Annotated in this window: 21 protein-coding genes; 9 read left to right on the forward strand and 12 right to left on the reverse strand. The window is 64.5% G+C overall.

Annotation, left to right across the window (positions count from 1 at the left end; translation table 11 throughout):
* Nucleotides 1–60 precede the first annotated feature (60 nt).
* The 4 genes from Q9K02_RS05205 to Q9K02_RS05220 all read left to right on the forward strand — a co-directional run bounded on the left by Q9K02_RS05205 (nucleotide 61) and on the right by Q9K02_RS05220 (nucleotide 8,690).
* Nucleotides 61–1,314 carry a threonine ammonia-lyase gene (locus Q9K02_RS05205; RefSeq protein WP_305931934.1) on the forward strand — a complete coding sequence of 418 codons (1,254 nt, stop codon included), beginning with the start codon at nucleotides 61–63 and terminating at the stop codon, nucleotides 1,312–1,314.
* Nucleotides 1,315–1,493: 179 nt separating this feature from the next.
* Nucleotides 1,494–2,336 carry an arginyltransferase gene (locus Q9K02_RS05210; RefSeq protein WP_278327421.1) on the forward strand — a complete coding sequence of 281 codons (843 nt, stop codon included), beginning with the start codon at nucleotides 1,494–1,496 and terminating at the stop codon, nucleotides 2,334–2,336.
* Between the two features lies 1 nt (nucleotide 2,337).
* Nucleotides 2,338–4,476 (forward strand): autotransporter assembly complex protein TamA, encoded by a 2,139-nt coding sequence (locus tag Q9K02_RS05215; protein WP_305931935.1) that lies wholly within the window; start codon nucleotides 2,338–2,340, stop codon nucleotides 4,474–4,476.
* The gene (locus Q9K02_RS05220) at nucleotides 4,476–8,690 is read left to right on the forward strand and encodes a translocation/assembly module TamB domain-containing protein (protein WP_305931936.1); all 4,215 of its coding nucleotides are present in this window, start codon (nucleotides 4,476–4,478) and stop codon (nucleotides 8,688–8,690) included. The genes Q9K02_RS05215 and Q9K02_RS05220 overlap by 1 nt, the downstream gene beginning before the upstream one ends.
* A 10-nt stretch (nucleotides 8,691–8,700) precedes the next feature.
* On the opposite strand, the gene Q9K02_RS05225 is transcribed toward Q9K02_RS05220, so the two are convergent.
* The 8 genes from Q9K02_RS05225 to Q9K02_RS05260 form a co-directional block, all read right to left on the reverse strand.
* Nucleotides 8,701–9,276 (reverse strand): fasciclin domain-containing protein, encoded by a 576-nt coding sequence (locus Q9K02_RS05225; protein ID WP_305931937.1) that lies wholly within the window; start codon nucleotides 9,274–9,276, stop codon nucleotides 8,701–8,703.
* A gap of 10 nt (nucleotides 9,277–9,286) precedes the next feature.
* Nucleotides 9,287–10,321, reverse strand: a complete 1,035-nt coding sequence (locus Q9K02_RS05230; protein ID WP_305931938.1) for a hypothetical protein — start codon at nucleotides 10,319–10,321, stop codon at nucleotides 9,287–9,289.
* 64 nt (nucleotides 10,322–10,385) lie between these two features.
* Nucleotides 10,386–10,997 (reverse strand): lysozyme, encoded by a 612-nt coding sequence (locus Q9K02_RS05235; protein WP_305931939.1) that lies wholly within the window; start codon nucleotides 10,995–10,997, stop codon nucleotides 10,386–10,388.
* 215 nt (nucleotides 10,998–11,212) lie between these two features.
* Complete coding sequence (glnA, locus tag Q9K02_RS05240) at nucleotides 11,213–12,622, reverse strand: type I glutamate--ammonia ligase (RefSeq protein WP_278327415.1); 1,410 nt, start codon at nucleotides 12,620–12,622, stop codon at nucleotides 11,213–11,215.
* A 68-nt stretch (nucleotides 12,623–12,690) separates the two neighbouring features.
* Complete coding sequence (locus tag Q9K02_RS05245) at nucleotides 12,691–13,029, reverse strand: P-II family nitrogen regulator (RefSeq protein WP_305933453.1); 339 nt, start codon at nucleotides 13,027–13,029, stop codon at nucleotides 12,691–12,693.
* A gap of 232 nt (nucleotides 13,030–13,261) precedes the next feature.
* The gene (gene argC, locus Q9K02_RS05250) at nucleotides 13,262–14,269 is read right to left on the reverse strand and encodes an N-acetyl-gamma-glutamyl-phosphate reductase (protein WP_305931940.1); all 1,008 of its coding nucleotides are present in this window, start codon (nucleotides 14,267–14,269) and stop codon (nucleotides 13,262–13,264) included.
* A complete protein-coding gene (locus tag Q9K02_RS05255) occupies nucleotides 14,266–14,613 on the reverse strand; it encodes a hypothetical protein (protein ID WP_305931941.1) in 348 nt (115 codons plus the stop codon). Before Q9K02_RS05255 ends, argC begins: the two co-directional genes overlap by 4 nt.
* 74 nt (nucleotides 14,614–14,687) lie before the next feature.
* Nucleotides 14,688–16,076, reverse strand: a complete 1,389-nt coding sequence (locus tag Q9K02_RS05260) for a leucyl aminopeptidase family protein (protein WP_305931942.1) — start codon at nucleotides 16,074–16,076, stop codon at nucleotides 14,688–14,690.
* A 45-nt stretch (nucleotides 16,077–16,121) separates the two neighbouring features.
* Here Q9K02_RS05260 and Q9K02_RS05265 point away from each other — a divergent pair, with 45 nt between their 5' ends.
* Both Q9K02_RS05265 and map read left to right on the forward strand, forming a co-directional pair.
* Entirely contained in the window at nucleotides 16,122–16,946 is an 825-nt protein-coding gene (locus Q9K02_RS05265; protein WP_305931943.1) for a DUF3298 and DUF4163 domain-containing protein, read from the forward strand.
* 40 nt (nucleotides 16,947–16,986) lie between these two features.
* Nucleotides 16,987–17,814: a type I methionyl aminopeptidase gene (map, locus tag Q9K02_RS05270; RefSeq protein WP_278327409.1), complete on the forward strand. Its 828-nt coding sequence runs from the start codon at nucleotides 16,987–16,989 to the stop codon at nucleotides 17,812–17,814.
* A 110-nt stretch (nucleotides 17,815–17,924) separates the two neighbouring features.
* Here the strand turns inward: map and Q9K02_RS05275 are convergent, their stop codons facing one another.
* Nucleotides 17,925–18,578, reverse strand: coding sequence for a heme exporter protein CcmB (locus tag Q9K02_RS05275; RefSeq protein ID WP_305931944.1), 654 nt, complete (start codon nucleotides 18,576–18,578; stop codon nucleotides 17,925–17,927).
* The gene (gene ccmA / locus Q9K02_RS05280) at nucleotides 18,575–19,156 is read right to left on the reverse strand and encodes a heme ABC exporter ATP-binding protein CcmA (protein ID WP_305931945.1); all 582 of its coding nucleotides are present in this window, start codon (nucleotides 19,154–19,156) and stop codon (nucleotides 18,575–18,577) included. Before ccmA ends, Q9K02_RS05275 begins: the two co-directional genes overlap by 4 nt.
* A 70-nt stretch (nucleotides 19,157–19,226) precedes the next feature.
* On the opposite strand from ccmA, the gene Q9K02_RS05285 reads away from it, so the two are divergent.
* On the forward strand, nucleotides 19,227–19,520 hold the full coding sequence (locus Q9K02_RS05285) for a 4a-hydroxytetrahydrobiopterin dehydratase (RefSeq protein WP_278327406.1): 294 nt from the start codon (nucleotides 19,227–19,229) through the stop codon (nucleotides 19,518–19,520).
* Here the strand turns inward: Q9K02_RS05285 and Q9K02_RS05290 are convergent.
* Both Q9K02_RS05290 and Q9K02_RS05295 read right to left on the reverse strand, forming a co-directional pair.
* Nucleotides 19,517–20,323 carry an SDR family oxidoreductase gene (locus Q9K02_RS05290; RefSeq protein ID WP_305931946.1) on the reverse strand — a complete coding sequence of 269 codons (807 nt, stop codon included), beginning with the start codon at nucleotides 20,321–20,323 and terminating at the stop codon, nucleotides 19,517–19,519. The two genes, Q9K02_RS05285 and Q9K02_RS05290, sit on opposite strands and share 4 nt — an antisense overlap.
* A gap of 19 nt (nucleotides 20,324–20,342) precedes the next feature.
* Nucleotides 20,343–20,960, reverse strand: coding sequence for a DNA-3-methyladenine glycosylase family protein (locus Q9K02_RS05295; protein ID WP_305931947.1), 618 nt, complete (start codon nucleotides 20,958–20,960; stop codon nucleotides 20,343–20,345).
* A 90-nt stretch (nucleotides 20,961–21,050) separates the two neighbouring features.
* Between Q9K02_RS05295 and Q9K02_RS05300 the strand changes: the two genes are divergently transcribed.
* Together Q9K02_RS05300 and Q9K02_RS05305 are read left to right on the forward strand one after the other, a co-directional pair.
* On the forward strand, nucleotides 21,051–21,368 hold the full coding sequence (locus Q9K02_RS05300) for a 2Fe-2S iron-sulfur cluster-binding protein (protein WP_305931948.1): 318 nt from the start codon (nucleotides 21,051–21,053) through the stop codon (nucleotides 21,366–21,368).
* Nucleotides 21,369–21,595: 227 nt separating this feature from the next.
* A complete protein-coding gene (locus Q9K02_RS05305; RefSeq protein ID WP_305931949.1) occupies nucleotides 21,596–22,612 on the forward strand; it encodes a cysteine synthase A in 1,017 nt (338 codons plus the stop codon).
* The last annotated feature ends 14 nt before the right edge of the window (nucleotides 22,613–22,626 follow it).

Below are 22,626 nucleotides of genomic sequence, written 5' to 3' on the forward strand. Positions count from 1 at the left end.
GGCGCAGGCAAACCCTTTCCGAGATTGCGCCGTCCCCATGCGCGCCGTAGGGGCGGGGCCATGAGCACTGCATCCACCGCGCGCGCCCAAGCCAAGGCGACCGATCTGCTGACCCTCGACGATGTGCGGGCCGCGGCCTTGCGTATCGACGGCGCGGTGGTGAAGACTCCGATGCTGCGCTCGCAGACGCTGTCGGAGATTTCCGGCGCCGACATTTGGCTCAAGTTCGAGAACCACCAGTTTACTGCGGCCTATAAGGAACGCGGCGCGCTCAACGCTCTTTTGCAACTGCCCGAAGAGCAGCGCTCGCGCGGCGTGATTGCGGCATCGGCGGGCAATCATTCGCAGGGGCTGAGCTATCACGGGCGGCGGCTCGGCGTGCCGGTGACCATCGTGATGCCGCAGACCACGCCCAGCGTGAAGGTGATGCAGACGGAAAGCGTCGGCGGAAATGTCGAACTGCACGGCGAGACTTTCGACGAGGCCTATGCCCACGCACGCAAGCTGGAAAAAGAGCGCGGGCTGACTTTCGTCCATCCCTTCGATCATCCGCATGTCGCGGCGGGGCAAGGCACGGTCGCGCTGGAGATGCTCGAACAGAAGGACGATTTCGACTGTTTGGTGGTGCCCATCGGCGGCGGCGGGCTGATGAGCGGCATGGCCACTGTCGCCAAGGCGCTGAACCCCGAGATCGAAATGATCGGCGTGCAGGCCGCGCTCTATCCCTCCATGTACTCGGCAGTCACCGGCGACGAGCGGCCCTGCGGCGGCGATACGCTGGCCGAAGGCATCGCGGTCAAGGCACCCGGCGAATTCACCCGCGAGATCATTCGCGAACTGGTTGACGAAGTGCTGTTGGTGGAAGAGCCGAAGCTGGAGCACTCGGTCTCGTTGCTACTCCAGATCGAGAAGACCGTGGTCGAGGGCGCAGGCGCGGCGGGTCTGGCGGCGGTGCTGTCGCATCCGGAGAAGTTCGCCGGCAAGACTGTCGGGCTGGTGCTGTGCGGCGGGAATATCGATACGCGGCTGCTTGCCAATGTCCTGCTACGCGATCTCGCGCGGTCGGGTCGGCTAGCCCGGCTCCAGATCACTTTGCAGGATCGCCCGGGCGCCCTGTTCAAGGTGATGCGCGAATTCGATGCGCACAATGTGAATATCATCGAGATCTATCACCAGCGCATCTTCACCCTACTGCCCGCCAAGGGACTTACGGCGGAAATCGAGTGCGAGGCGCGCGACGAGGCCCAGATCAACGGCCTCGTACAAGGCCTGCGGGCCAAGGGCTACGATGTGGAACTGGCCGAACTGGCCTGATCGGCAGCTGCACGCTTTTCCACAAATCGCGAGTCGTTTGACGAGGCAAGCCCGCTTTTCATGGTTAAGGGCCTTTTAACCCGGAACCGGAAGCTGCATAACAGAGTCAACAAATCGTAAATGCGGCAGAAAGATGCTTTGTCGTAAGCCGATTTCGCGATGAAAGGATGCCCGCAGCCGTGACAGCACCGATCCGCTTTCCCCGCTTTTTCGTGACGAGCCCTGCGCCCTGTCCGTATCTGCCGGGCAAGAGCGAGCGCAAGGTGTTCACGGAACTGCGCGGCGCCAATGCCGACGAGTTGAACGAAGCGCTCGGGCGGATCGGTTTTCGCCGCAGCCAGACGGTCGCCTATCGTCCGTCATGCCTCGACTGCCAGGCCTGCGTTTCGGTGCGCGTGGTCGCCAACGAGTTCAAGCCATCCAAGACCCAGCGCCGCGCGCTCAAGGCAAATGACGACCTGGTTTCGGTCGAGTGCCGCCCATGGGCGACCGACGAGCAGTTCCAGCTGTTGCAGAAATATCTTGCATCGCGGCACCCCGGTGGTGGAATGACGCAGATGGAAGATACCGACTTTGCGGATATGGTGGAACACACGCCTGTATCCAGCTATGTCGTTGAATACAGGGAGCCGGGAATCGGCGCCGAGCCGGGTCGCCTGGTCGGAGCATGTCTAACGGATTTCCAGGGTGACGGGCTGTCGATGATCTACAGCTTCTACGACCCGGAGCATGAGGATCGGGCTGGGCTTGGGAATTACATCATTCTTGACCACATCCGCCGCGCGGCAGAGCGCGGACTGCCCTACGTCTACCTCGGTTATTGGGTCGAAGGTGCGGAGCGGATGCAGTACAAGGTCCGCTATCGCCCGCTCGAAAAGCTCGGACGCGCCGGCTGGGAGCGCATGGGCGACGACGAACAGCGCCGGCTCATCGCTGCAGCCACCGCACCGCGAAGCCGCAAGCGCGACGGTGCGCTGCCCGCCAAGGACGGCAACCCGGCCGAGTACAAGCTCGCCGATTGACTTGGCTCGCCGGGCCCTGGCGCTCGGCATAGCTTCGGCTGCGCTCGTTACCCAACCCGCGCTGGCGCAAGATCGCTCGACTGCAGAGGAACTCGAGGAGCTGATCCCAGACAGCGCGCTCGATAATCCCGAAGATTGGGCAGCGCAGGGCACCGACGGTCCGCAGCCGGCAGAGCCAGAAGCGTTCTCCGAGATCGAGGCGGACACGCCGATCGACGACATTCCCGGCATGGACCTCGCCTGGCCCGAAGATCTGGAGTTCGAGCCGTTGCAGGATCTCGAACCAAACGAAGATATCGAATTCGTCGACCTGCTACCCGACAACCCGCGCCTCGCCTTCGACGAAGCCGAGACCTTCGATCTTTCCGACTCGCTGGTCCTGGCCTTCCCTCAAAAAGAGCCCCCGTTCCTCGAAAGCGCCGACTTCGTCGAGCGCTTCGAGGCGCTGTCGACAATCGAGGAACTGGAGGACGACGGGGAGGAGAATCCAGCGCAGGTTGCAGCCCGCGCCAAGGCCGATCAGGAACTGCTCGAGACCCTGTTGCGGGTCTATGGATATTACGACGGGCAGGTCATCCGGACGCTCGCTTCGCCGGAGCCGGGTGAGGACAATGCCGATACCAGCCCACGCGTGCGTTTCGATGTCATTCCCGGCGACCGCTATCGCTACGGCGCCATCGACCTTGGCCAGCTGCCTACCGCGCCCGATGCGGACACTTTGCGCGCTGCATTCGAAATCCAGCCGGGCGATTTCCTGCAGAGCGACACCATCGTGCAGGAACGCTTCGACCTCGACCGTAAGCTGGGCGAGACCGGCTATCCCTTCGCGGAGATCGACGAGCCGGAACTGCTGATCGATCACGAGCGCGAAGAAGGCGACCTCACCATGCCGGTGCGCCCGAACGGGAAGTACGTGTTCGGCGAAGTCGTCAGTAATGATCCCGACTTCCTTTCCTCGCGGCATCTGGCCTCGATCGCCCGCTTCGATCCGGGCGATGTGTACCAGCGCAGCCTCGATCTCGACCTGCGCCGCGCTGTCACGGCGACCGGCCTCGTCTCGACAGTCTCGGTCACGCCGCGCGAAGTGCAGGCACCGCAGGGCGACGAACCCGGCGTGGTGGCGATGGATGTCGAACTGGAACGCGCCAAGGTGCGCACCATCGCGGGCGCGATCGGCTATGGCTCGGAAGAGGGCATCCGGGTCCAGGCGAGCTGGGAGCATCGCAACTTCTTCCCCCCCGAAGGATCGCTGCGCGTGCGCGGTATCGTCGGCACGCAAGAGCAGCTTGCCGGCGTGACCTTCCGCCGCAACAATCTCGGCGGCCGCGACAAGGTGCTGACGCTCGACGCCTATGCCTCGACGATCGACAATGCGGCCTATGACGCGAACACCGTGGCGCTGACCGGCACCTATGAGCGGCTGTCGACGCTCCTGTTCCAGAAGCCGCTGTCCTGGGCCGTCGGCGCGGAAATCCTCGCCACCGACGAGCGCAATCGCATCGTCGACGGCATGCCGCGACCGCGCCAGACCTATTTCGTCGGCTCGATCTTCGGTCGCGCCACGATCGACACCAGCGATTCGCTGCTCGACCCGACCCGCGGCTATCGCCTGACCGGATTCCTTGCCCCGGAAACCTCGCGAACGCAGGGCCAGCAATACTATTACCTGCGCAATCAAGCGGACGCTTCGTATTATCAGTCGATCGGCGACCGTTACGTGGTCGCGGCCAGGGCGCGCGTCGCGACTATCCAAGGCGCAGACCTCGTCGGTGTGGCTCCATCCCGCAGGCTCTATGCAGGCGGCGGCGGATCGGTGCGCGGTTATGCCTATCGCTCGATCGGGCCGAAGAACGAATTCGACGAACCGATCGGCGGACGCAGCCTCGTCGAATTCTCGCTCGAGGCGCGGATCGGCACCGGCTTCCTCGACGGCGCCGTGTCGGTCGTGCCTTTCGTCGATGCGGGCAGCGTCTCGACCTCGGCGACGCCGGACTTCGGCGAGATCAAAATCGGCGCGGGCATCGGCGTGCGCTACACCACGGGCTTCGGCCCGATCCGCCTCGACGTGGGCGTGCCCCTCAATCCCGGTCCTGACGATTCTCCCGTCGCGGTCTATGTCGGACTGGGGCAGGCCTTCTGATGGCAGAGACCACCGAAGTCGAACCGGCACCCGCCGCTGATCCCGCGCCGCGCCGCAAATCGCGCATGGGCCGCGTCGGCAAATGGCTGCTTGGGATAATAGGGGCGATCGTCCTGCTGATCGTCGGCGCGGTGGTCGTGCTGAACACGCCGCTGGGAGAGCGCTTCCTCGCCAAGCAGATCGGCGAGCGGACGCTGCCGAACGGGCTCAACATCCAGATCGGGCGGATCGAGGGGAACCTCTACGGCGCTGCCGTGCTGCACGATGTGCGCCTGTCCGACCCGCAGGGCGTCTTCATGACCATCCCGCGGGCCGAGGTGGACTGGAACCCCGGCGCATGGCTGAACAATCGGCTCGAAATCGATAGCTTCGCAGCGCGCCGTGCCACCCTGCAACGCATTCCCGAATTTATCCCGAGCGAGGAAGAAGGTCCGATCCTGCCCGGTTTCGACATCTCGATCGACTCGTTCGAGATCGAAAATCTCATGCTCGCCCCCGGCATCGCGGGCGACACCGCCCAGCGCGTCGATCTCGCGGGCGAGGTGCAGGTCACCGACCGGAGGTTGATGGTCGAGGCGGACGGTCGTCTGGGCCAGCAGGATCGCATCGCATTGCTGCTCGATGCCGAACCGGATGGGGACAATTTCGACCTGTCGCTCGATCTCGACGCGGCAGCCGACGGCCCGGTGGTGGCTCTGGCAGGCCTCGACGAAGCCTATCAGGCGCGCGTGCGCGGATCCGGTACCTGGAGCGCTTGGAACGGCGGCCTCCTCCTGCGCAGCGAAATGGATCGCGTCGCCGCGCTCAAGATCACCAATCGCAGCGGACGCTTCGGACTGGTCGGCAAGGTGGACCCCTCTGCCTTCCTCGAGGGCTTGCCATTGGCAGCGCTCGGCAGCGATGTCGCGATCAGATCCTCCGCCACTATCGACAACCGCATTTTCGACGGGCGCACGCAGCTGCTCGGAAGCGGCATTCGGCTCGATGCCGAGGGCGCAGTCGATCTCGCCGAGAACCGCGCCGACGACTTGGTCGTGCAGGGCTTCCTGCGCGACCCCAATCTCTTCGGGCCCGACCTCGCGATCCGCGGCGGCGAAGTGAACGCCACGATCGACGGGGAATTCTCCGACCTGACCATCGTGCACGATCTGAGGGTCGATGAACTCGATGCGAGCGGAACCGTCCTGGCGAATGTCCGGCAGCAGGGCACTGCGACCTACGATGGGACGCGCTGGACGCTACCCCTGAACTTGGCCGTCGGCCGCATCACCAGCGGCAATACGCTGGTCGATCCACGCCTCGTCAACGGACGCGGCGGAGGGACGATCGTGCTCAGCGGCTCGCAATTGCTGGCGGACGACCTGCGCATCGCCTTCCCCGGTCTCGGTGCGAACCTTGCGCTGCGGGGTAACCTCGACAGCGGCAGCTACCAGATCCGCGGGCCGGTGCGCGCCGACCGGCTGGCGCTCGACAATGTGGGTACGGCAGGCGGCACGGCCGTCATCGACCTGACGCTTGCGTCGGGCGCGCCCTGGCGCGTGTCCGCCGATCTCGATGCGCGGATCTCGCCCGTCACTAACGACACGCTGGCCAATCTCGCCGGGACGCCGATCCGTGTGCGCGGCGGGCTGGCCATCGGCGGGGATCGCCCGCTCGTGTTCGACAACGTGAGGCTCGATGCGAGCAAGCTTGCGATGCGGCTGAACGGCAGCGTGCGTGACGGCACCACCAGTATCGCGGGCAGCGGGCGGCATGTGGACTATGGCGATTTTACCGTCGTCGCCGCGCTCACGGACTCCGGTCCCGAGGCCGAACTCGTATTCGCAGAACCCGTCAGCGGGTTCACAGACGTGCGCGTCGCGATCGCACCGACCGACGAGGGGTTCGCCATCGAGACCGAAGGCGGTTCGCCGCTCGGGCCGTTCGCAGGTCAGCTCGGTCTATTTTCGCCGGCGAACGGGCCCACCCGCATAGACGTCGAGACGCTTACCGTCAGCGATACGACCGTCACCGGTGCGCTGACGCTGGTAGATGGCGGCGCACAAGGCGATCTCGCGTTCGTGGGCGGGGGACTCGACGGGACTGTGGCGCTGGCACCGCGCGGTGGTGGCCAGGGTGTCGACGTCGATCTTACCGCACGCAACGCCAGCTTCGGCGGCACCACCCCCATCCGTATCGCCCGCGCGCGGATCGATGCGACGGGTGTGGTGGGCGATGGGCTGACCAGCTTCTCCGGCTCGGCGCGCGGAGCAGGTCTCTCTTACGGCTCGCTCTTCATCGGTCGTTTCGCCGCGCAGGGCGAGGTCGAGAACGGGATCGGTAGCGTCGATGCCTCGATTTCGGGCCGCCGCAACGCGCGCTTCGAAATGGACATGAATGCGCGCTTCCGGCCCGAGCAAATTGCTGTGGCCCTGGACGGGACATTCGCGGGCAAGGCGATCGAGATGCCGCGCCGCGCGGTGCTCACCAGCACCGACGCCGGGTGGCGCCTTGCGCCGGCGCAAGTGATCTACGGCGATGGCGGAATGATCGCCGCCGGGCTGTTCGGCGGCGAGCGGACCGAGCTCGATCTCAAGCTTGCGCGTATGCCGCTGTCGCTGGTCGATCTGGCGAGCGCGGATACCGGACTCGGCGGGACGATCTCGGGCACGGTCGAATACCGCGTCGGGCAGGGTGGCCTGCCGGTCGGGCTCGCGCGCGTGAAAGTCGACGGGCTGACGCGCTCCGGCCTGGTGCTGACGTCTCGGCCGGTGGATTTGTCGCTGGTGGCGCGTCTTACGGAAAGCGATCTCGAAACCCGCGCGCTCATGCGTAACGAGGACATCCGGCGCGGACGCTTGCAGGCGCGCATTTCCGGCCTGCCGCAATCGGGCGATCTGCTCGAACGCCTGCGGGCAGGGCGATTGTTCGGCCAGCTGCGCTACAATGGTGCGGCCGAAAGTCTCTGGCGCCTTGCCGCCATCGATGCCTTCGACCTGACCGGGCCGGTTTCGGTCGCTGCGGATGCTACCGGCACGCTGGCCGATCCGACGGTGCGAGGGTCGGTCTCGAGCGATGCTATGCGCGTACAGAGTTCGCTATCAGGCACCGACATCCGCAGCGTCGCGATGCGCGGGCGTTTCTCCGGGTCGCGGCTGCAACTGACGCGCTTCAGCGGCGAGACGCCGAACGGCGGCACGGTCAGCGGCAGCGGGATCGTCGATCTGCGCACCATCGGCGAGCCGGTCGAGGGGCGGGTGCTGGAGGTGCGTGGGCCGATCATCGACCTGCGGGCCTCGGCATCGAACGCGCAATTGCTGCAGGCGAACGGACTCAATGCCACTATCAGCGGGCCATTGCGTATCGTGTCGAACGGCCTTGGCGGGACGATTGCGGGCCGGGTGCGCGTCGATCGAGCCAGCTGGCGTCTGGGAACGGCGGCGGACGATCTGCGCTTGCCGCAGATCGCGACGCGCGAAATCAACACGCCGGCCAATCGCGAGCAGGCCGTCGCACCATCGCGGCCATGGCGCTATCTGATCGATGCGACGGCCACGAGCCGGATCGACGTCGACGGCATGGGGCTCGACAGCGAGTGGGGCGCCGACATCATTCTGCGGGGGACGACCGACGATCCGCGCATCGGCGGACGCGCCGAAGTGGTGCGCGGCGATTACACCTTCGCCGGAACGCGCTTCGAGCTGACCCGTGGGCGGATCGAATTCGATGCGAACCAGCCGATCGACCCGCGCCTCGACATTCGCGCGGAAACCGAAAGCGATGGCTTGACGGTGGAAGTCAACGTGCGCGGCAGCGCGACCCAGCCGGAGATCGCCTTCAGCTCCAATCCCGCACTGCCGGAAGAGGAAATCTTGGCTCGCCTGCTGTTCGGCGGATCGGTCACGAGCCTCTCGGCAACCGATGCGCTGCAGCTCGGCGCGGCGCTGGCCAGCCTGCGTGGTGGCGGTGGGATGGACCCGATCAACCAGCTGCGTAGCGCCATCGGGCTGGACCGGCTGCGCATAGTAAGCGCCGATCCCGCTTTGGGTCGCGGAACTGGCGTTGCGCTGGGCAAGAATTTCGGGCGCAGATTCTATGCGGAGATCATCACCGACGGGCGCGGATACAGCGCGACCGAGGTCGAGTTCCGCGTGACGAGTTGGCTGTCGCTCCTCGCGGCTGTCTCGACGGTCGGACGCGAAAGCGTGCTCGCCGAGATCAGCCGCGACTATTGAGCGAGCTGCTTCAGCCGTTTTCGCTCGGGACCAGCACGGTATCGAGGGGAATGATGACGCCGTTGTTGGACGCCACCGGTTCGCCGATGATGCGCGCCTGGGCGCCATCGCCGAGTGAAACGGTAAGGTTGTCGCCCTCCATCGCGAAAGTCACATCACCTTCGCCGAGCGTGGTCATGCTCACCGAACCGCCTTGCGCTTCGATAGCGCTGCGGATGGTTTCCGGCGTGAGGTGCCCCGGCAATAGGTGATCGCGGACAATGGCAAGTAAAATTGGCTTCTGCTCTTCTTCCGACAGGTCGGCGGACGCTTCGCCGAGCTTTTCGAAAGCCGCATCGTTGGGGGCAAGCACGGTATAGCTTGCGGGACCATCGAGAATACCGGCCAGTTCCGTTTCGGTGAGAGCATTTCGCAAGGTCGAAACGTCGTTCATGGCACCGAGCGCGCCGCCGAGCGACTGCGTACTTTCGTCGCGGGTCTGCGAAAGCGTCTCCGCATCGGCCTCGGCCCCTTCTGAGCATGCTGCGACAAGAGGCAAGGCAGCCAGCGCCACCGCGGTAAGCGCGTTTGCAGCGATCGATTTCATGCTATCCTCCTCAGATAAGCAATTCGATCGCCGCGGCGACCAGTCGGGTTTCGGGGTCCATGCGATAGACGTAACCGTCGGAATAGCGGTACATGCTGTCGGGCGTGTCGTAATACCTGTCGCGATATGCATAGGGGACGTTGTAGATGTCGTACCCGCGCGGCATCGGCTGACCGACCTGGAACTCGTCACCGGTCAGCAGCGCTGCAACCGACATGATCGCAGCGTCTTCCGCATCGTAGCGATAGATCACATTGTCCGCATAACGATACTGCCCCTGGCGGCCGAGGTCGTAATAATCGACGTAGTAGTCGGGGACGTTGTAATAATCGTAGGAACTCGGCCACGGATTCCCGATACCGAGCGCGCCGCCGAGCAGCGGGATATAACCGCTGATCCCGCCGCCGCTGCCGAGCCGCAGCAAATACCCGTCGTTATAGGCATAGCGACCGTCGCGATAATTGTTCAGGCCGAACAGGCTCGGGCGATAGGACTGGCCGAAAAGGCCGCGATCGTAATACTTCTTCGCCTGGCCCGGAGGCATGCAACCGTTGCGCTTCTTCGCCAGACCCGGAGGGCAGCCTTCGATGTAGCTGCGCGATCGGTCGATGCGACGGAAGTCGCGGCCATCGCGATAGTCGACACGCGTTACCGAGCGAACGTCACGATCGCCGCGGCGAATGAATTCATTGCCGTTTCCATTACCATTGCCGCGATTCACGCGAGCGGCATTGCCGTTCCCGTTACCCCGGTCGGCACGGATCGCATTGCCATTGTCGTTTCCGTTTCCGTTCCCATTGCCGCGATTGGCCGAGCGCTGCGGCCCACGGTCGCGTTGCACCTGACGATCGGGCCCACGCTGCTTGGCGGCATTGCCATTACCGCGATTACCGCGGTTGGCATTCCCATTACCTTTGTTCATCGAGGCGGCAGACTGACCGCCGCCCCCGTTGCCGTTACCATTGCCCTTGCCGTTTCCCGGCTGCGCCATGGCTCCCGACGCGGCAAGCGCAACCGCTGCCGCACCGCACAGAATATAACGCATGTTAAGTCTCCTTTGGCTAAAGCAACGCCGCGTGTGTGTGCGCGGTTCCTTCATAACGGAGCGTTTAGCCGGCGTTCATCCGATACCCGGAGCGATATAGCCGTGCTTCTTCTTCGCGCCGGCGGACGAGGCCTTGCATGATTTGGCCACCGGCGCGGTTCCAGCGTGCGAACTCTGCGGTGGCAGCTTCGTAATCTCTGGCGAGATGGCGCTTGGTGAGCGTGGCCCTTGCGATTGCACCCGTATTGTAATGGAAGCTGACCAAAGCATCGAATTGGGCTTGCGTGGTCGGGGCGTTGCCGAGGGCTTGCGCAACATCCTCCGCATGACGGGCTATATCGCGTTCGAGCCGCGCGTCGCAGTGTGCTTGCGTCCATACGGTGCCCGGTCCGATGGTCGCACCCGTCGCGCCCCAGCCGATGGTCCAGGGCGCACCGCCCGTCCCGGGGTCCGGATAGGCTTCGACCAGCCCGTCGCGCCTGACGCGGGCGCATCCTTCGAAGCGCTTGATGAGATCGATCCCGCGCTGACTTGCCTTGTGCTGCACGCCGTCGCGGCTCTCGGTAGCAACGCCGGTCGCCTCGTCGAGTGCGCGGTCGAGCGCATCGACTTCGGATTGGCGAAACCCCCGACCAAGCAGCCGGCGGACGGCATCGAAAACGGATTTGCGGTTCATGGAAAGCGCTCCTTGCTCAAACAGGACGCGAAGCGATCAAGCAGGAAATGGCGCAGTAGGAAAATGGTTTGGGTGCAAATCGCCAAAACTGGCGGTCCCTTTCGTCACATATCGGGGATAATCGTTACGAGGCTCGTCCGGTCCGCGAAGAAAAAGGGCGCCCGGATCGCTCCGGACGCCCTCCTCGGTGATGGGATTGCTATGACCGCTTAAGGTTAAGCACTGTAGTAGAGGTCGAATTCCGCCGGGCACGGCGTCGTTTCGACGCGCATGACTTCTTCCCATTTCAGTTCGCAATAAGCGTCGATCTGGTCCTTGGTGAAGACGTCGCCCTGCAGCAGGAATTCGTGGTCGGCCTGCAGCGCTTCGAGCGCTTCGCGCAAGCTGCCGCAGACGGTCGGGACCTCCGCGAGCTCTGCCGGGGGCAAGTCGTAGAGGTTCTTGTCCATCGCTTCGCCCGGGTGGATCTTGTTCTGGATCCCGTCGAGGCCCGCCATCAGCAGCGCCGCATAGGCGAGGTAGGGGTTGGCCATCGCGTCGGGGAAGCGGAACTCCACGCGCTTGGCCTTGTCGCCCGCACCGTAGGGAATGCGGCACGAGGCCGAACGGTTGCGCGCCGAATACGCAAGCAGCACCGGCGCTTCGAAGCCCGGAACCAGGCGCTTGTAGCTATTGGTAGTCGGGTTGGTGAAGGCGTTAAGTGCCTTGGCATGCTTGATGACGCCGCCGATGTAATAGAGGCAGTTTTCGCTCAGGCCGCCATACTGGTTGCCCGCGAAAGTCGGCTTGCCGTCGTCCCAGATCGACATGTGGGTGTGCATGCCGCTGCCGTTATCGTCCTTGATCGGCTTGGGCATGAAGGTCGCGGTCTTGCCATAAGCATGGGCGACCTGGTGCACGACATACTTGTAGATCTGCATGTTGTCGGCGGTTTCGACGAGCGTGCCGAAAGTAAGGCCGAGCTCGTGCTGGGCGGCGGCCACCTCGTGGTGGTGCTTGTCGCAGGGCAGGCCCATCTCGATCATGGTCGCGACCATCTCGCCGCGAATGTCGACGGCGCTGTCGACCGGGGCGACGGGGAAATATCCGCCCTTGGCGCGCGGACGGTGCGCCATGTTGCCGGCTTCGTATTCCTTGCCGCTATTGGTCGGCAGTTCGATATCGTCGATCGCGTAACCAGAGCCGGCATAACCGTCTTCGAAGCGGACATCGTCGAACATGAAGAATTCTGCTTCGGGGCCGACGAAGATCGTGTCGCCGATGCCGGTCGACTTGAGGAAGGCTTCGGCGCGCTTGGCGGTGGTGCGCGGGTCGCGGGCGTACCATTCGCCGGTCGAGGGTTCGACGATGTCGCAGAAGACGATCATCATCGGCTCGGCGCTGAACGGGTCGACATAGACCCGCTCGAGGTCGGGCTTCAGGATCATGTCGCTTTCGTTGATCACCTTCCAGCCGGCGATCGAGGAGCCGTCGAACATCAGGCCGTCTTCGAGCTCGTCTTCGCCGAGGATCTTGGCGACCATGGTCAGGTGCTGCCACTTGCCCTTGGGGTCAGTGAAGCGCAGGTCGACCCACTCGATACCGTCGTCCTTGATCTGTTTGAGGACGTCCTTTGCACTTGCCATGATGTCTTGCCTTTCGTTTGAACGGATAGGTTCGTGAGTGGCGCGCCGGTGCGGCACGCCACGTTGATTTAGATTGCGTCGTTATCCTTCTCGCCGGTGCGGATGCGCAGCGCGCTCTCGATCGGCGAGACGAAGATCTTGCCGTCGCCGATGCGGCCGGTCTGGGCGGCGGCGGCAATGGCTTCAACGGTGCGCTCGGCCACGTCGTCGGAAACGACGACTTCGAGCTTCACCTTGGGCAGGAAGTCGACGACATATTCGGCACCGCGATAAAGTTCGGTGTGGCCCTTCTGGCGGCCAAAGCCTTTCGCTTCGGTCACGGTGATGCCGGATACGCCGATTTCGTGCAGCGCCTCCTTCACCTCGTCGAGCTTGAAGGGTTTGATGATCGCTTCGATCTTTTTCACGCTTGCTGATGTCCCGCCTGCCGAATGGATTGCGCCCTTGGTAAACCGAATGCGCGCCTGCGCGCGGCGTTCCAAGAATCGTGCCAAGCGCGGGATAAGCTGGCCGGGATCGATTCAGCAAGTGGCGGCAAGGATTTGCGCCATTTTCGGGAATGGTTCGGCGGGTGCAGCGCAATTGCTTCCGAATTGCTGAACCGCTGTGCTTAAGGACCGAACTAGGGCTGCCTAATATTTAGGCAGGGGTAAGCCTCAGGCCAGCGGTGGCAGGCAATCCGCACATGAGGTTGAGGTTCTGCACCGCAGCCCCGCTGGCACCCTTGCCGAGATTGTCGAGCTTCGCAACGAGCCGGACCTGCTTGGATGAGTTCCGCGTCACTCCGTCATCCGCACATACGTAAAGGTCAATTCCATCCCAAGGCTGCGAATCTTTCTCGAGGACAAGCTCTACTGGCGTTTCAAGCATTGGATGAACGCGGACGATCTCATCATCATCTTCATACCACATTTCGAGTTCGGATTGCAGGGCCATTGGATGCTGCGCACCCATTGCTTCGAGGGAGATCGGTATATCTACAATCATACCGCGGAATGCCGAAACAACGCTCGGAGAAAAGACCGGCGACCACTTCAACCTCGCATATTTTCTCATCTCGTCGAGGTGTTTGTGCCCTAGCTGCAAACCGTACGAGCGAAACGCGATCGATCCATCGGTCTCGAACCTGTCGATCAGCGCTCGGCCTCCGCCCGAGTACCCGCTCACCGCGTTGACGGAGTACGCCCAATCGACAGGAAGTATTGTTGTCGGATCGCCTAGTGGTTCAGGAGTTCGAGGCGATTTGATTGCTTGGATCGGAGCTGTCAGTGGAGCCATTAGCGCGAGGAAGCCGGTCGGATAGCAGCCCGGATTGCTGACTCGCCTCGCATTGGCCACGCGGTCCCGGCCGACGAGCTCGGGGAAGCCGTAGCACCAGCCTTCGGCGGTCCGGTGCGCGCTCGATGCGTCGATGATGCGTGTGCCGTTCGCGGGATCGACCAGTTCAACAGCTTCGCGCGCGGCATCGTCCGGCAAGCAGAGGATGGCGACATCCGCCTCGTTCAGCGCTTCGCGGCGGGCCGCGGTGTCCTTGCGCTGCGCGTCGTCGAGCGCGATCAGCTCGAACTCGGTGCGGTCCTTCAGCCGGTCGGCGATTTCGAGGCCGGTCGTGCCCGCAGCCCCGTCGATGAATATGCGATGCGTCACGCGGCTGGGGCGAGCGCGCCGAGACGGACGTAGCCGCTCGGTCCCTCGGGGCCACAGGCGATCCAGGCCCAGTCGCCCGCGCAATCGAGCAGCTCGATCTCGGTGCCTGCATCGATCGTCGCGCCGTCATCGGCATCGTCGCGCATGGCGATCTTGAGCGTCACGGTCTCGCTACCGACGCGGCGCATCTGGGGTATCACGTAATGCGCGGCCAAATACCGGCCTGCCAGCGCAATATGCGCCAGGTCTCCGCGCAGGGGCAGCGTGCCCGGCGCGGGGCGGTCCACCGGACCTTTCAGTCCGACGATGCCGTCTGGCAATGTATAGCTTGCAGGCGAGGTCACGCTTTCGGGCAAATCCGTTTCAAGGTTTCGCGGCGCTTAGCTGCGCGGCGCCGATCCCGCAAGATTGGCGAGACTCATGTCCCCCCATAGCGCGCCTTGAGCATATGGAAGGCTGCGCGCAGGCCATAGGCGTCGCCGCCTTTAGGACGCCCGGGCTTGGCGCTCGGCCGCCATGCAAAGGTGTCGAAATGCGCCCAGTCGAGCCCCTCGCCGACGAACTTGTCGAGGAACAGGCCTGCGACGCTGGCCCCGGCAAAGGCGTTGCCATGGGCATTGTTCGTGTCGGCGATGTCCGATGCCAACCATTCGCGGTAAACATCGGGCAGAGGGAGGCGCCACGGCTCGTCGTCATGGGATTGGCCTGCGTCGATCAGCGCCTGCGCCGTGTCGTCGCGGCGCGTCATCAGGGCCGGGAACTCGGGGCCGAGGGCGACGCGCGCTGCACCGGTCAGGGTCGCGAAATCGATGATGAGGTCGGGCTTTTCCTCACTCGCGCGGGTCAGCGCGTCGCCGAGGATCAGGCGGCCCTCGGCATCGGTATTGCCGATTTCCACCGTCAGGCCCTTGCGTGTCTTCAGCACGTCGCCGGGGCGGAAGCTGTTGCCGGAAATCGCATTCTCGACCGCCGGGACCAGCAGATGCAGACGAACTTTAAGCCCTGCCTGCATGATCAGGCCCGCAAGTGCGATGGCATGGGCCGCGCCGCCCATATCCTTCTTCATCAGCAGCATGCCGGACGAACTCTTCACATCGAGTCCGCCGGAATCGAAACACACACCCTTGCCGACAATTGCGATGGTGGTGTCGCCTTCATTGCCCCAGGTGAGGTGCATGATGCGCGGGGCATGGTGGCGCGCGGCGGCGCGGCCCACGGCATGAACCATCGGATATTCCTGCTCCAGCGTATCGCCGCGGGTGACCGAAAGCTTGGCCGAATGCGTCTTGGCGAGCGCTTCGCACGCTTCCTCAAGTGCTGCCGGGCCCATATCTTCGGCAGGCGTATTCACCAGATCGCGGACGAGGCACACAGCCTTGGCCTCGGCGATCGCGGCGTCGATCTTGCCGGCGTCCTTTGTCAGGAGGACGCGCGGGCCGACGGGCTTCTCGGGCTTCTTGTACTTCTCGAACGTATATTGCGCGGTCTGCCAGCCATGCAGGGCCGGGCCGGGCTCGCCTGACGCGCGGCGATAGGTGCCCTCGGGCAGCGCCTCGGCCAGCTTGGCCATACACCAGCTCGACAGCTCGTCGGGATTGGCCACGCCGCCGACTGCAAACCAGCTGTCGCCATCGGGTATGATGCCGACCTGGTATCCACTGCCGTCGAACTTCTGCGCCTCCAGCGCAGCACGCTGCCCGGCGGAGAGCGACTTCGCCCACTCGGCAAAACCGTCTTTGTTGACCAGATGGATGGCAATTGCGCCTTGGCCCCGATCGGGCTGGATAAGCGGTGTCGTGTCGGCCATAAGTGGCAAGTCCCCGTTCATTTCGTCTGACGCAAAGGAAGCGCGATGCGAGCGCACCTGTTCCTGATTTCCCTCGCCCTGTCGAGTGCGGCCTGTTCCGACGGCGCCGAGTATGCCGAGCGGGCGGGCGTCGCGCAGCGTCCGGCGGCAACGGCCACTGCGACTGCCTCAACTCCGGCGAGCGAGGCGCAGGCCGTCAACTTCGAAGACAATTCGGATAACAACGGCGACACCCGCGCCTTCGCCTACAGCTGGCCTGCCGCAGCCTCCGCCATTCCGGCGCTTGCCGAGCGATTGCAGGCGGAGCGCGACGAGCAGCTCGCCGAGCAGAAGGACGAGTGGCAGAGCGCCCTTGCGGACTCGCCGCCCGACTGCGTGTCCTGCCGCAATCGCGGTTACGAGAAGAAATGGCTGGTCGTCGCCGATCTGCCCGACTGGCTGAGCCTGAGCGCCGATCTCTATGCCTACACCGGCGGGGCGCATGGCACCTATGGCAAGAGCTCGCTGGTGTGGGACAAGTCCGCCGGGCGAGGGATGCCGGGTGTCGAACTGTTCAATTCGCCGGTCGATCTCGAGCAAGCCCTCGGGGCGAAGCTCTGCACCGCGCTGAACGAGGCCCGAGCAAAGCGTCGCGGCGGGCCGGTCGGGCAAGATGGTGAATGGCCGAACGATTGCCCGGGACTGGACGAGGCATCGATCCTCGTCGGCTCCTCGAATGGAAAGACCTTCGACCGGATCGCGGTCTATTTCGGGCCCTACGTGGCCGGTCCCTATGCCGAAGGCGATTACGAACTCGATTTCCCGGTGACGGCCAGCGTTATCGATGCGGTGAAGCCCGAATATGCCGATGCCTTCAGCGTGAAGCGCTGATTGGCTCGCAATCCATCGCGGCAATCGCTATGTCGCGCGGATGACAGAATATCAGGTGATCGAAGGCGACCAGACCGTCTATCGCGACGGGACCATCAAGCTGCATGGCGAGGATGGTTTCGAAGGCATGCGCAAGGCCGGCCGGCTGGCAGCAGAAATTCTCGACGAGCTGACCACGTTCGTGAAGCCCGGCGTGACGACCGGCGAGATCGACGACCTCGTGCGCGGGATGACGCTGGATGCGGGCGCGGTTCCGGCGACCATGGGCTATCGCGGCTATGCACATAGCTGCTGCACCTCGATCAACCATGTGATCTGCCATGGCATCCCTAGCGAAAAGGCGCTGAAGGACGGCGACATAGTCAATATTGACGTGACGCCGCTGCTGGACGGCTGGCACGGCGACACCAGCCGCATGTTCTATGCCGGGGAGCCCGCGCTCAAGGCCACGAAGCTGGTCGATGTGACTTACGAATGCCTGATGCTGGGGATCGAGGCCGCTGCGAAGCCCGGCGCGCGGCTCGGCGATATCGGTGCCGCGATCGAGGCGCATGCGCGGCAGTTCCGCTATGGCGTGGTGCAGGAGTTCTGCGGCCACGGCCTCGGCCGCTTGTTCCACGATGCGCCGGAAGTCATCCACGCAGCGAAGGCGGGGACCGGCCCGCAGCTGAAGCCCGGCATGTTCTTCACGATCGAACCCATGATCAATCTCGGTCGCCCGCATGCGAAGATCCTGCGCGACGGCTGGACCGCGGTGACGCGTGACAAGTCGCTCTCCGCGCAGTTCGAACACTCGATCGCGATTACCGACGACGGGGTGGAGATTTTCACCGAAAGCCCGAAGGGGCTGCACAAGCCGCCGTACTGAGTAGGGTTTCGGGCGCGGTGCCTATCCTTCGACAAGCTCAGGATGAGCGGGCTCGGGGCCGAATTCGCTAAGTCCGCTCGCCCTGAGCCTGTCGAAGGGCACGCGCAACTTCATCCTTCTCGCGCCGACCTGATTGCCGCCCCTGCCGAAAAAGGCGCGATGGCGCAGAGGCCGAGGCTGATGGCCGCGGTGAAGAGCAGCCCGCTGCTTTCGGGACGCGATAGTGCACCTGCGCCGAAGATTAGGATCGGCACGGCCAGCGGAATCACCATCAGCCCCGCGAGCGCCGCGCCGCCGCGCAGCGATGCGGTAAGTGCTGCGACGATCAGGCCGACGGCGGCGAGGCCGGGCGTGCCGGCCAGCAGGCCGAGCAGTACGGTCCGCAGCGTTTCTCCGCTCAGGCGGAGTAGGGCCGCAGCGGGCAAGGTTGCCAGCAACAGCAACGGCGCGAAGGCGAGCCAGTGGGCGAGCAGGCGCGAGGCCATGGCAAGCTCCTCGCTCGCGCCGCGCAGGTGCAGCTGGTCGAAAACGCCTGCATCGAGATCCGCGGTGACAAGCTTTTCCAGTGGGAGGACCGCCGCGAGCAGCGCCGCGACCCAGATCACGCCGCCGCCGGTCTGCGCCAGCAATTGCGCGTCGGGCCCGACCGCGAAAGGGTAGAGCATAGCGACGGCGAGGAAGAACAGCAGCGGCAGCACGCCTGCACCGCCACGCCCGCCGGGTAGCAGCAGGCCGAGATCGCGCCGCAGCAGGGGGCCGATCATGCCGCGAATTCCGCCAGCGCGATGGTGCGCGGGGAGGGCAGGACAATGGGCTGGTGCGAGGCGACGATGGCAATCCCGCCGCCTTCGCAGTGCTGCGCGATCAGTGCCTCGAAGGCTTTCTGCGCCTGCGTGTCCAACCCGTTCAGCGGCTCGTCCAGCAGCCAGACCGGGCAATTGCGATTGAGCAACCGGGCGAGCGCGGCGCGTTTGCGCTGGCCGGTCGACAGGAAGCGCACCGGCACGTCCAGCAGGTCGGCGAGATCGAGCAATTCCATCGCCCGGCCCGCATCGCGGCAGCCGTCGAGCGTTTCCCAGAACGCCAGCGCCTTGCCCAGTGGCAGCGCCTGGTCCAGCGCCAGCCGCTCGTCTACCAAACCGATATCGCCGACCGTTTCGATGTCGCCCGCGAAAGGGCGGAGCAGCCCCGCAAGGATGCGGATCAGGCTCGACTTGCCGATCCCGTTCGCGCCGGTCACGTGGACTGCCGCACCGCTGTCACATTCGAAACTTAGCGCCCTGAACAGCAGGCGGTCGCCGCGGCGGCAGGCGAGGTCTTTCGCGGCGAGGCGGGCTTGCATGGCGCGCAGCGATAGGCAAAAGCCGCCGTTGTCACAAGCGAGGTGACGAGGTCTTCGAAGGATGAACAGGATGTCGGTCGAAAAGCTGAGCGAGGAAGAACGCAAGACCTGGCTGAGCGCCTTGCCGAAATGGTCGCTGGCCCGCGACGGTGATGCGATCGAGCGCAAGTTCGAATTCGACGATTTCTCTGAAGCCTTCGGATTCATGGCCCGCGTCGCCCTGATCGCGGAGAAGCGCGACCACCATCCCGAGTGGTTCAACGTCTACAACAAGGTCGAGATCACGCTCACCACGCATGACGCCGGCGGCTTGAGCCTGCGCGACGTGAAGATGGCGCGCAAGATCGACGCGCTGCTCGGCTAGCGACCCAGCGGCCGTGCACTGGCGCGAGTCTGCTTGCGGACCCGGCCCGGCAGCCACCGCGCGGCAAAGGCCATCTGCTTGGCAGTCTTGCCGACAGTCGTGTGCAGCTTCTCGCCATGCACGGCGTCCCACGCGGCCTGTGCAACCTCCAGCACGGGGGTGATCTCCAGCCCGGCCTCGGTTACCCGCTGGCGAATGCCCTCGTTGGTCTGCGCATTGGGCGTGTGGTCGAGCAGCGGCGTGTCGATGAAGCTGGGCATTAGCGAGCGCACGTTGATCCCGTCCTCCGCCCATTCGCCGTCGAGGCTTTCGGTGATGGCGCGGACGCCGAACTTGGTCGCGGAATAGACGCTGGCGCCCGGCGTGCCGTAGATCCCGGCCGCGCTCGCCGTGTTGAGCAGGCACGAACCGGGCGCGGTCTTCTTGAGATGCGGATAGGCCGCCTGCGCGCCGAACAACACGCCCTTCAAATTGATGTCGAGGCAGCGTTCGATTTCCTCGGTCGAATTCTCGACCAGCGAGCCGCCGATGGGAATGCCGGCATTGTTGAATACCACATCGATGCGTCCGCCTGCCGCGGTGGCGAAGCTTTCCAGCGCCTCGTCCCAGGCAGAGCGGTCGCGGACATCGAATTTGTGCGCATAGGTGAAGCCGTGGCCGATCATGCCGAGCGTCTCGTCCATGCCGGCCTGGTCGATATCCCCGACGCCGACGAACCAGTCGCGCGATCCGAAGTAGGTCGCGACCGCACGGCCGATGCCCGACCCGCCGCCGGTGATGAAGATCGCTTTACGGTCCGCCATGTTTCTCTCCTCGAACGCGCTACAGCGCGGCATTGTTGTAGGTGTGCCAGGTGAAAATCGCCATGGCTCCGCGATAGGGTCGCCATCGTTCGCCCAGCATGCGCGTCTCTTTCTCGCTCGGTCGCGCAGGCAGGTCCAGCAAGCGCCCGACCGCTTCCTGTACGGCGAGGTCGCCAGCAGGCCAGATGTCGGAGCGGCCTTCCGCGAACAGCAGGTAGATTTCCGCCGACCAGCGGCCGATGCCCTTGATCCGGATGAGTTCGGCAATCGCCGCCTCGTCGTCTTCCGGCAGGTCGTCGAGGCTCAGTTCGCCGCTGGCCACCAGTTCGCACAAAGACCGGGCATAGCCTTGCTTTTGCCGAGAGAGCCCACAGGCCCGTAGCGTGTCGAAATCGCGCTCTAGCAGATCCTGTGGATGCATATCCTCGCCCAGCTCGGCCTCCAGCTTGTTCCACACAGAGGCAGCCGCCGCCACGCTGACCTGCTGGCCAACGATGGTGCGGAGCAGCGTGCGATAGCCGGTCGGCCTGATCCGCTCTTCGGGATAGCCGCAACGCTCCAGCGCCGCTGCGACGGTCGCATCGTCGCGCGCAACCGCATCGAGATGCTCGCGCAATTGTGCATTCGTCAGGCCCATGGCGGCGCGTGCTTGCCTTCCCGCGTTCGATTGAATAGCAGCCGCCCGCATAGGTCGGGCCAGTGGCCCATTGCAACCGAGGAAGCATTCATGCCCAAGCTGATCGTCACCACTCGCGAAGGCGAAACCTCCGAAATCGAGGTCGAGGACGGCCTGACCGTGATGGAAGCCATCCGCGACAACGGCTTCGACGAATTGCTGGCGCTGTGCGGCGGCTGCTGCAGCTGCGCGACCTGCCATGTGCATGTCGACCAGGCCTTTGCCGACAAGCTGCCGGAAATGAGCGAGGACGAGGACGATCTGCTCGAGTCCACCGATCACCGCACCGACGGCTCGCGCCTGGGCTGCCAGATCCCGTTCACGGCGGAACTGGACGGGCTGAAGGTTACTATCGCGCCTGAAGATTGATGGCGTCTATTCGCGCGTGACTGCGTCCCGCGCTGCGCCCTGTTCCATCCCACGCCCCCACCCGGCCACCCACGGCACGGTATTCTATGGGTGGCCGGGTGGGGGCGTGGGCTGGTGCCGCAAGCCTTCGACGGATGTCGAAGGCGTACCCCACAAAGACTCTCCCTTTCCGACGTGCAAGCGCTTGTAGTTTGCGCAGCTCACCCCGCGCGCCTACCTCACCCGACATGACAGCAATTCCCGTATGCGAGCATACGCTCGACCTCATCGGCAACACCCCGCTGGTCCGCTTGGAAGGACCAAGCGCCGAAGCCGGTTGCGACATTTTCGGCAAATGCGAATTCGCCAATCCTGGCGCCTCCGTAAAGGATCGCGCCGCGCTCTACATCATCCGCGATGCGGAAGCGCGCGGCGAGTTGAAACCCGGCGGCACGGTGGTCGAGGGCACGGCCGGCAACACCGGAATCGGCATCGCGCTGGTCGCCAATGCGCTGGGCTATCGCACGATCATCGTGATGCCGGACAACCAGAGCCGCGAGAAGATGCAGACCATCCGCGCGCTGGGCGCGGAGCTGGTCACGGTTCCGCCGACGAAATATGCCGATCCCAACCACTTCCAGCACGTCTCGCGCCGCATGGCCGAGGAGACGGAAGGTGCGATCTGGGCGGGCCAGTTCGACAATACCGCCAATCGCAAGGCGCATATCGAAGGCACCGCGAAGGAGCTGTGGCAGCAGCTCGACGGGCGGATCGACGGCTTCACCTGCGCGGCGGGCACCGGCGGGACGATCGCCGGGGTCGGCATGGGCCTCAAGGAATTCGACGAGACCGTGCAGATCGCCCTGACCGACCCGCATGGCGCGGCGCTTTACAATTACTTCGCCAATGGCGAGCTGAAAGCCGAAGGCTCCTCGGTCGCCGAGGGGATCGGGCAGGGGCGGATCACCGGCAATCTCGAAGGCGCGCCGATCGATACGCAGTTCCGCGTGTCGGACGAAGAGGGCCTTCACTGGGTCGCCCGCCTGCTGCGCGAAGAGGGGCTGTGCCTCGGCCTTTCGTCCGGCATAAACGTCGCGGGCGCCATCGCGCTGGGCAAGCAGCTAGTGGCCGAGGGGCGGGACAACCCGCGCGTGGCCACGATCCTGTGCGACACCGGCTTCCGCTATCTCTCGACGCTCTACGATCCCGAATGGCTGGCGTTTAAGGATCTTCCCGTGTTCGATTGGTTGCAGACCGACGATTGACCGCACGGGCGCTT

It is taken from the genome of Qipengyuania profundimaris (assembly GCF_030717945.1).
In the GTDB taxonomy this organism is placed as follows: domain Bacteria; phylum Pseudomonadota; class Alphaproteobacteria; order Sphingomonadales; family Sphingomonadaceae; genus Qipengyuania; species Qipengyuania profundimaris.

Bases quoted from the DNA above. Each gene is read 5' to 3' on its own strand.
- Q9K02_RS05205 (WP_305931934.1), top strand. From the start codon at position 61: ATGAGCACTGCATCCACCGCGCGCGCCCAAGCCAAGGCGACCGATCTG.
- Q9K02_RS05220 (WP_305931936.1), top strand. From the start codon at position 4,476: ATGGCAGAGACCACCGAAGTCGAACCGGCACCCGCCGCTGATCCCGCG.
- Q9K02_RS05225 (WP_305931937.1), bottom strand. From the start codon at position 9,276: ATGAAATCGATCGCTGCAAACGCGCTTACCGCGGTGGCGCTGGCTGCC.
- Q9K02_RS05230 (WP_305931938.1), bottom strand. From the start codon at position 10,321: ATGCGTTATATTCTGTGCGGTGCGGCAGCGGTTGCGCTTGCCGCGTCG.
- Q9K02_RS05235 (WP_305931939.1), bottom strand. From the start codon at position 10,997: ATGAACCGCAAATCCGTTTTCGATGCCGTCCGCCGGCTGCTTGGTCGG.
- glnA (WP_278327415.1), bottom strand. From the start codon at position 12,622: ATGGCAAGTGCAAAGGACGTCCTCAAACAGATCAAGGACGACGGTATC.
- Q9K02_RS05260 (WP_305931942.1), bottom strand. From the start codon at position 16,076: ATGGCCGACACGACACCGCTTATCCAGCCCGATCGGGGCCAAGGCGCA.
- Q9K02_RS05265 (WP_305931943.1), top strand. From the start codon at position 16,122: ATGCGAGCGCACCTGTTCCTGATTTCCCTCGCCCTGTCGAGTGCGGCC.
- map (WP_278327409.1), top strand. From the start codon at position 16,987: ATGACAGAATATCAGGTGATCGAAGGCGACCAGACCGTCTATCGCGAC.
- Q9K02_RS05275 (WP_305931944.1), bottom strand. From the start codon at position 18,578: ATGATCGGCCCCCTGCTGCGGCGCGATCTCGGCCTGCTGCTACCCGGC.
- ccmA (WP_305931945.1), bottom strand. From the start codon at position 19,156: ATGCAAGCCCGCCTCGCCGCGAAAGACCTCGCCTGCCGCCGCGGCGAC.
- Q9K02_RS05285 (WP_278327406.1), top strand. From the start codon at position 19,227: ATGTCGGTCGAAAAGCTGAGCGAGGAAGAACGCAAGACCTGGCTGAGC.
- Q9K02_RS05290 (WP_305931946.1), bottom strand. From the start codon at position 20,323: ATGGCGGACCGTAAAGCGATCTTCATCACCGGCGGCGGGTCGGGCATC.
- Q9K02_RS05295 (WP_305931947.1), bottom strand. From the start codon at position 20,960: ATGGGCCTGACGAATGCACAATTGCGCGAGCATCTCGATGCGGTTGCG.
- Q9K02_RS05300 (WP_305931948.1), top strand. From the start codon at position 21,051: ATGCCCAAGCTGATCGTCACCACTCGCGAAGGCGAAACCTCCGAAATC.
- Q9K02_RS05305 (WP_305931949.1), top strand. From the start codon at position 21,596: ATGACAGCAATTCCCGTATGCGAGCATACGCTCGACCTCATCGGCAAC.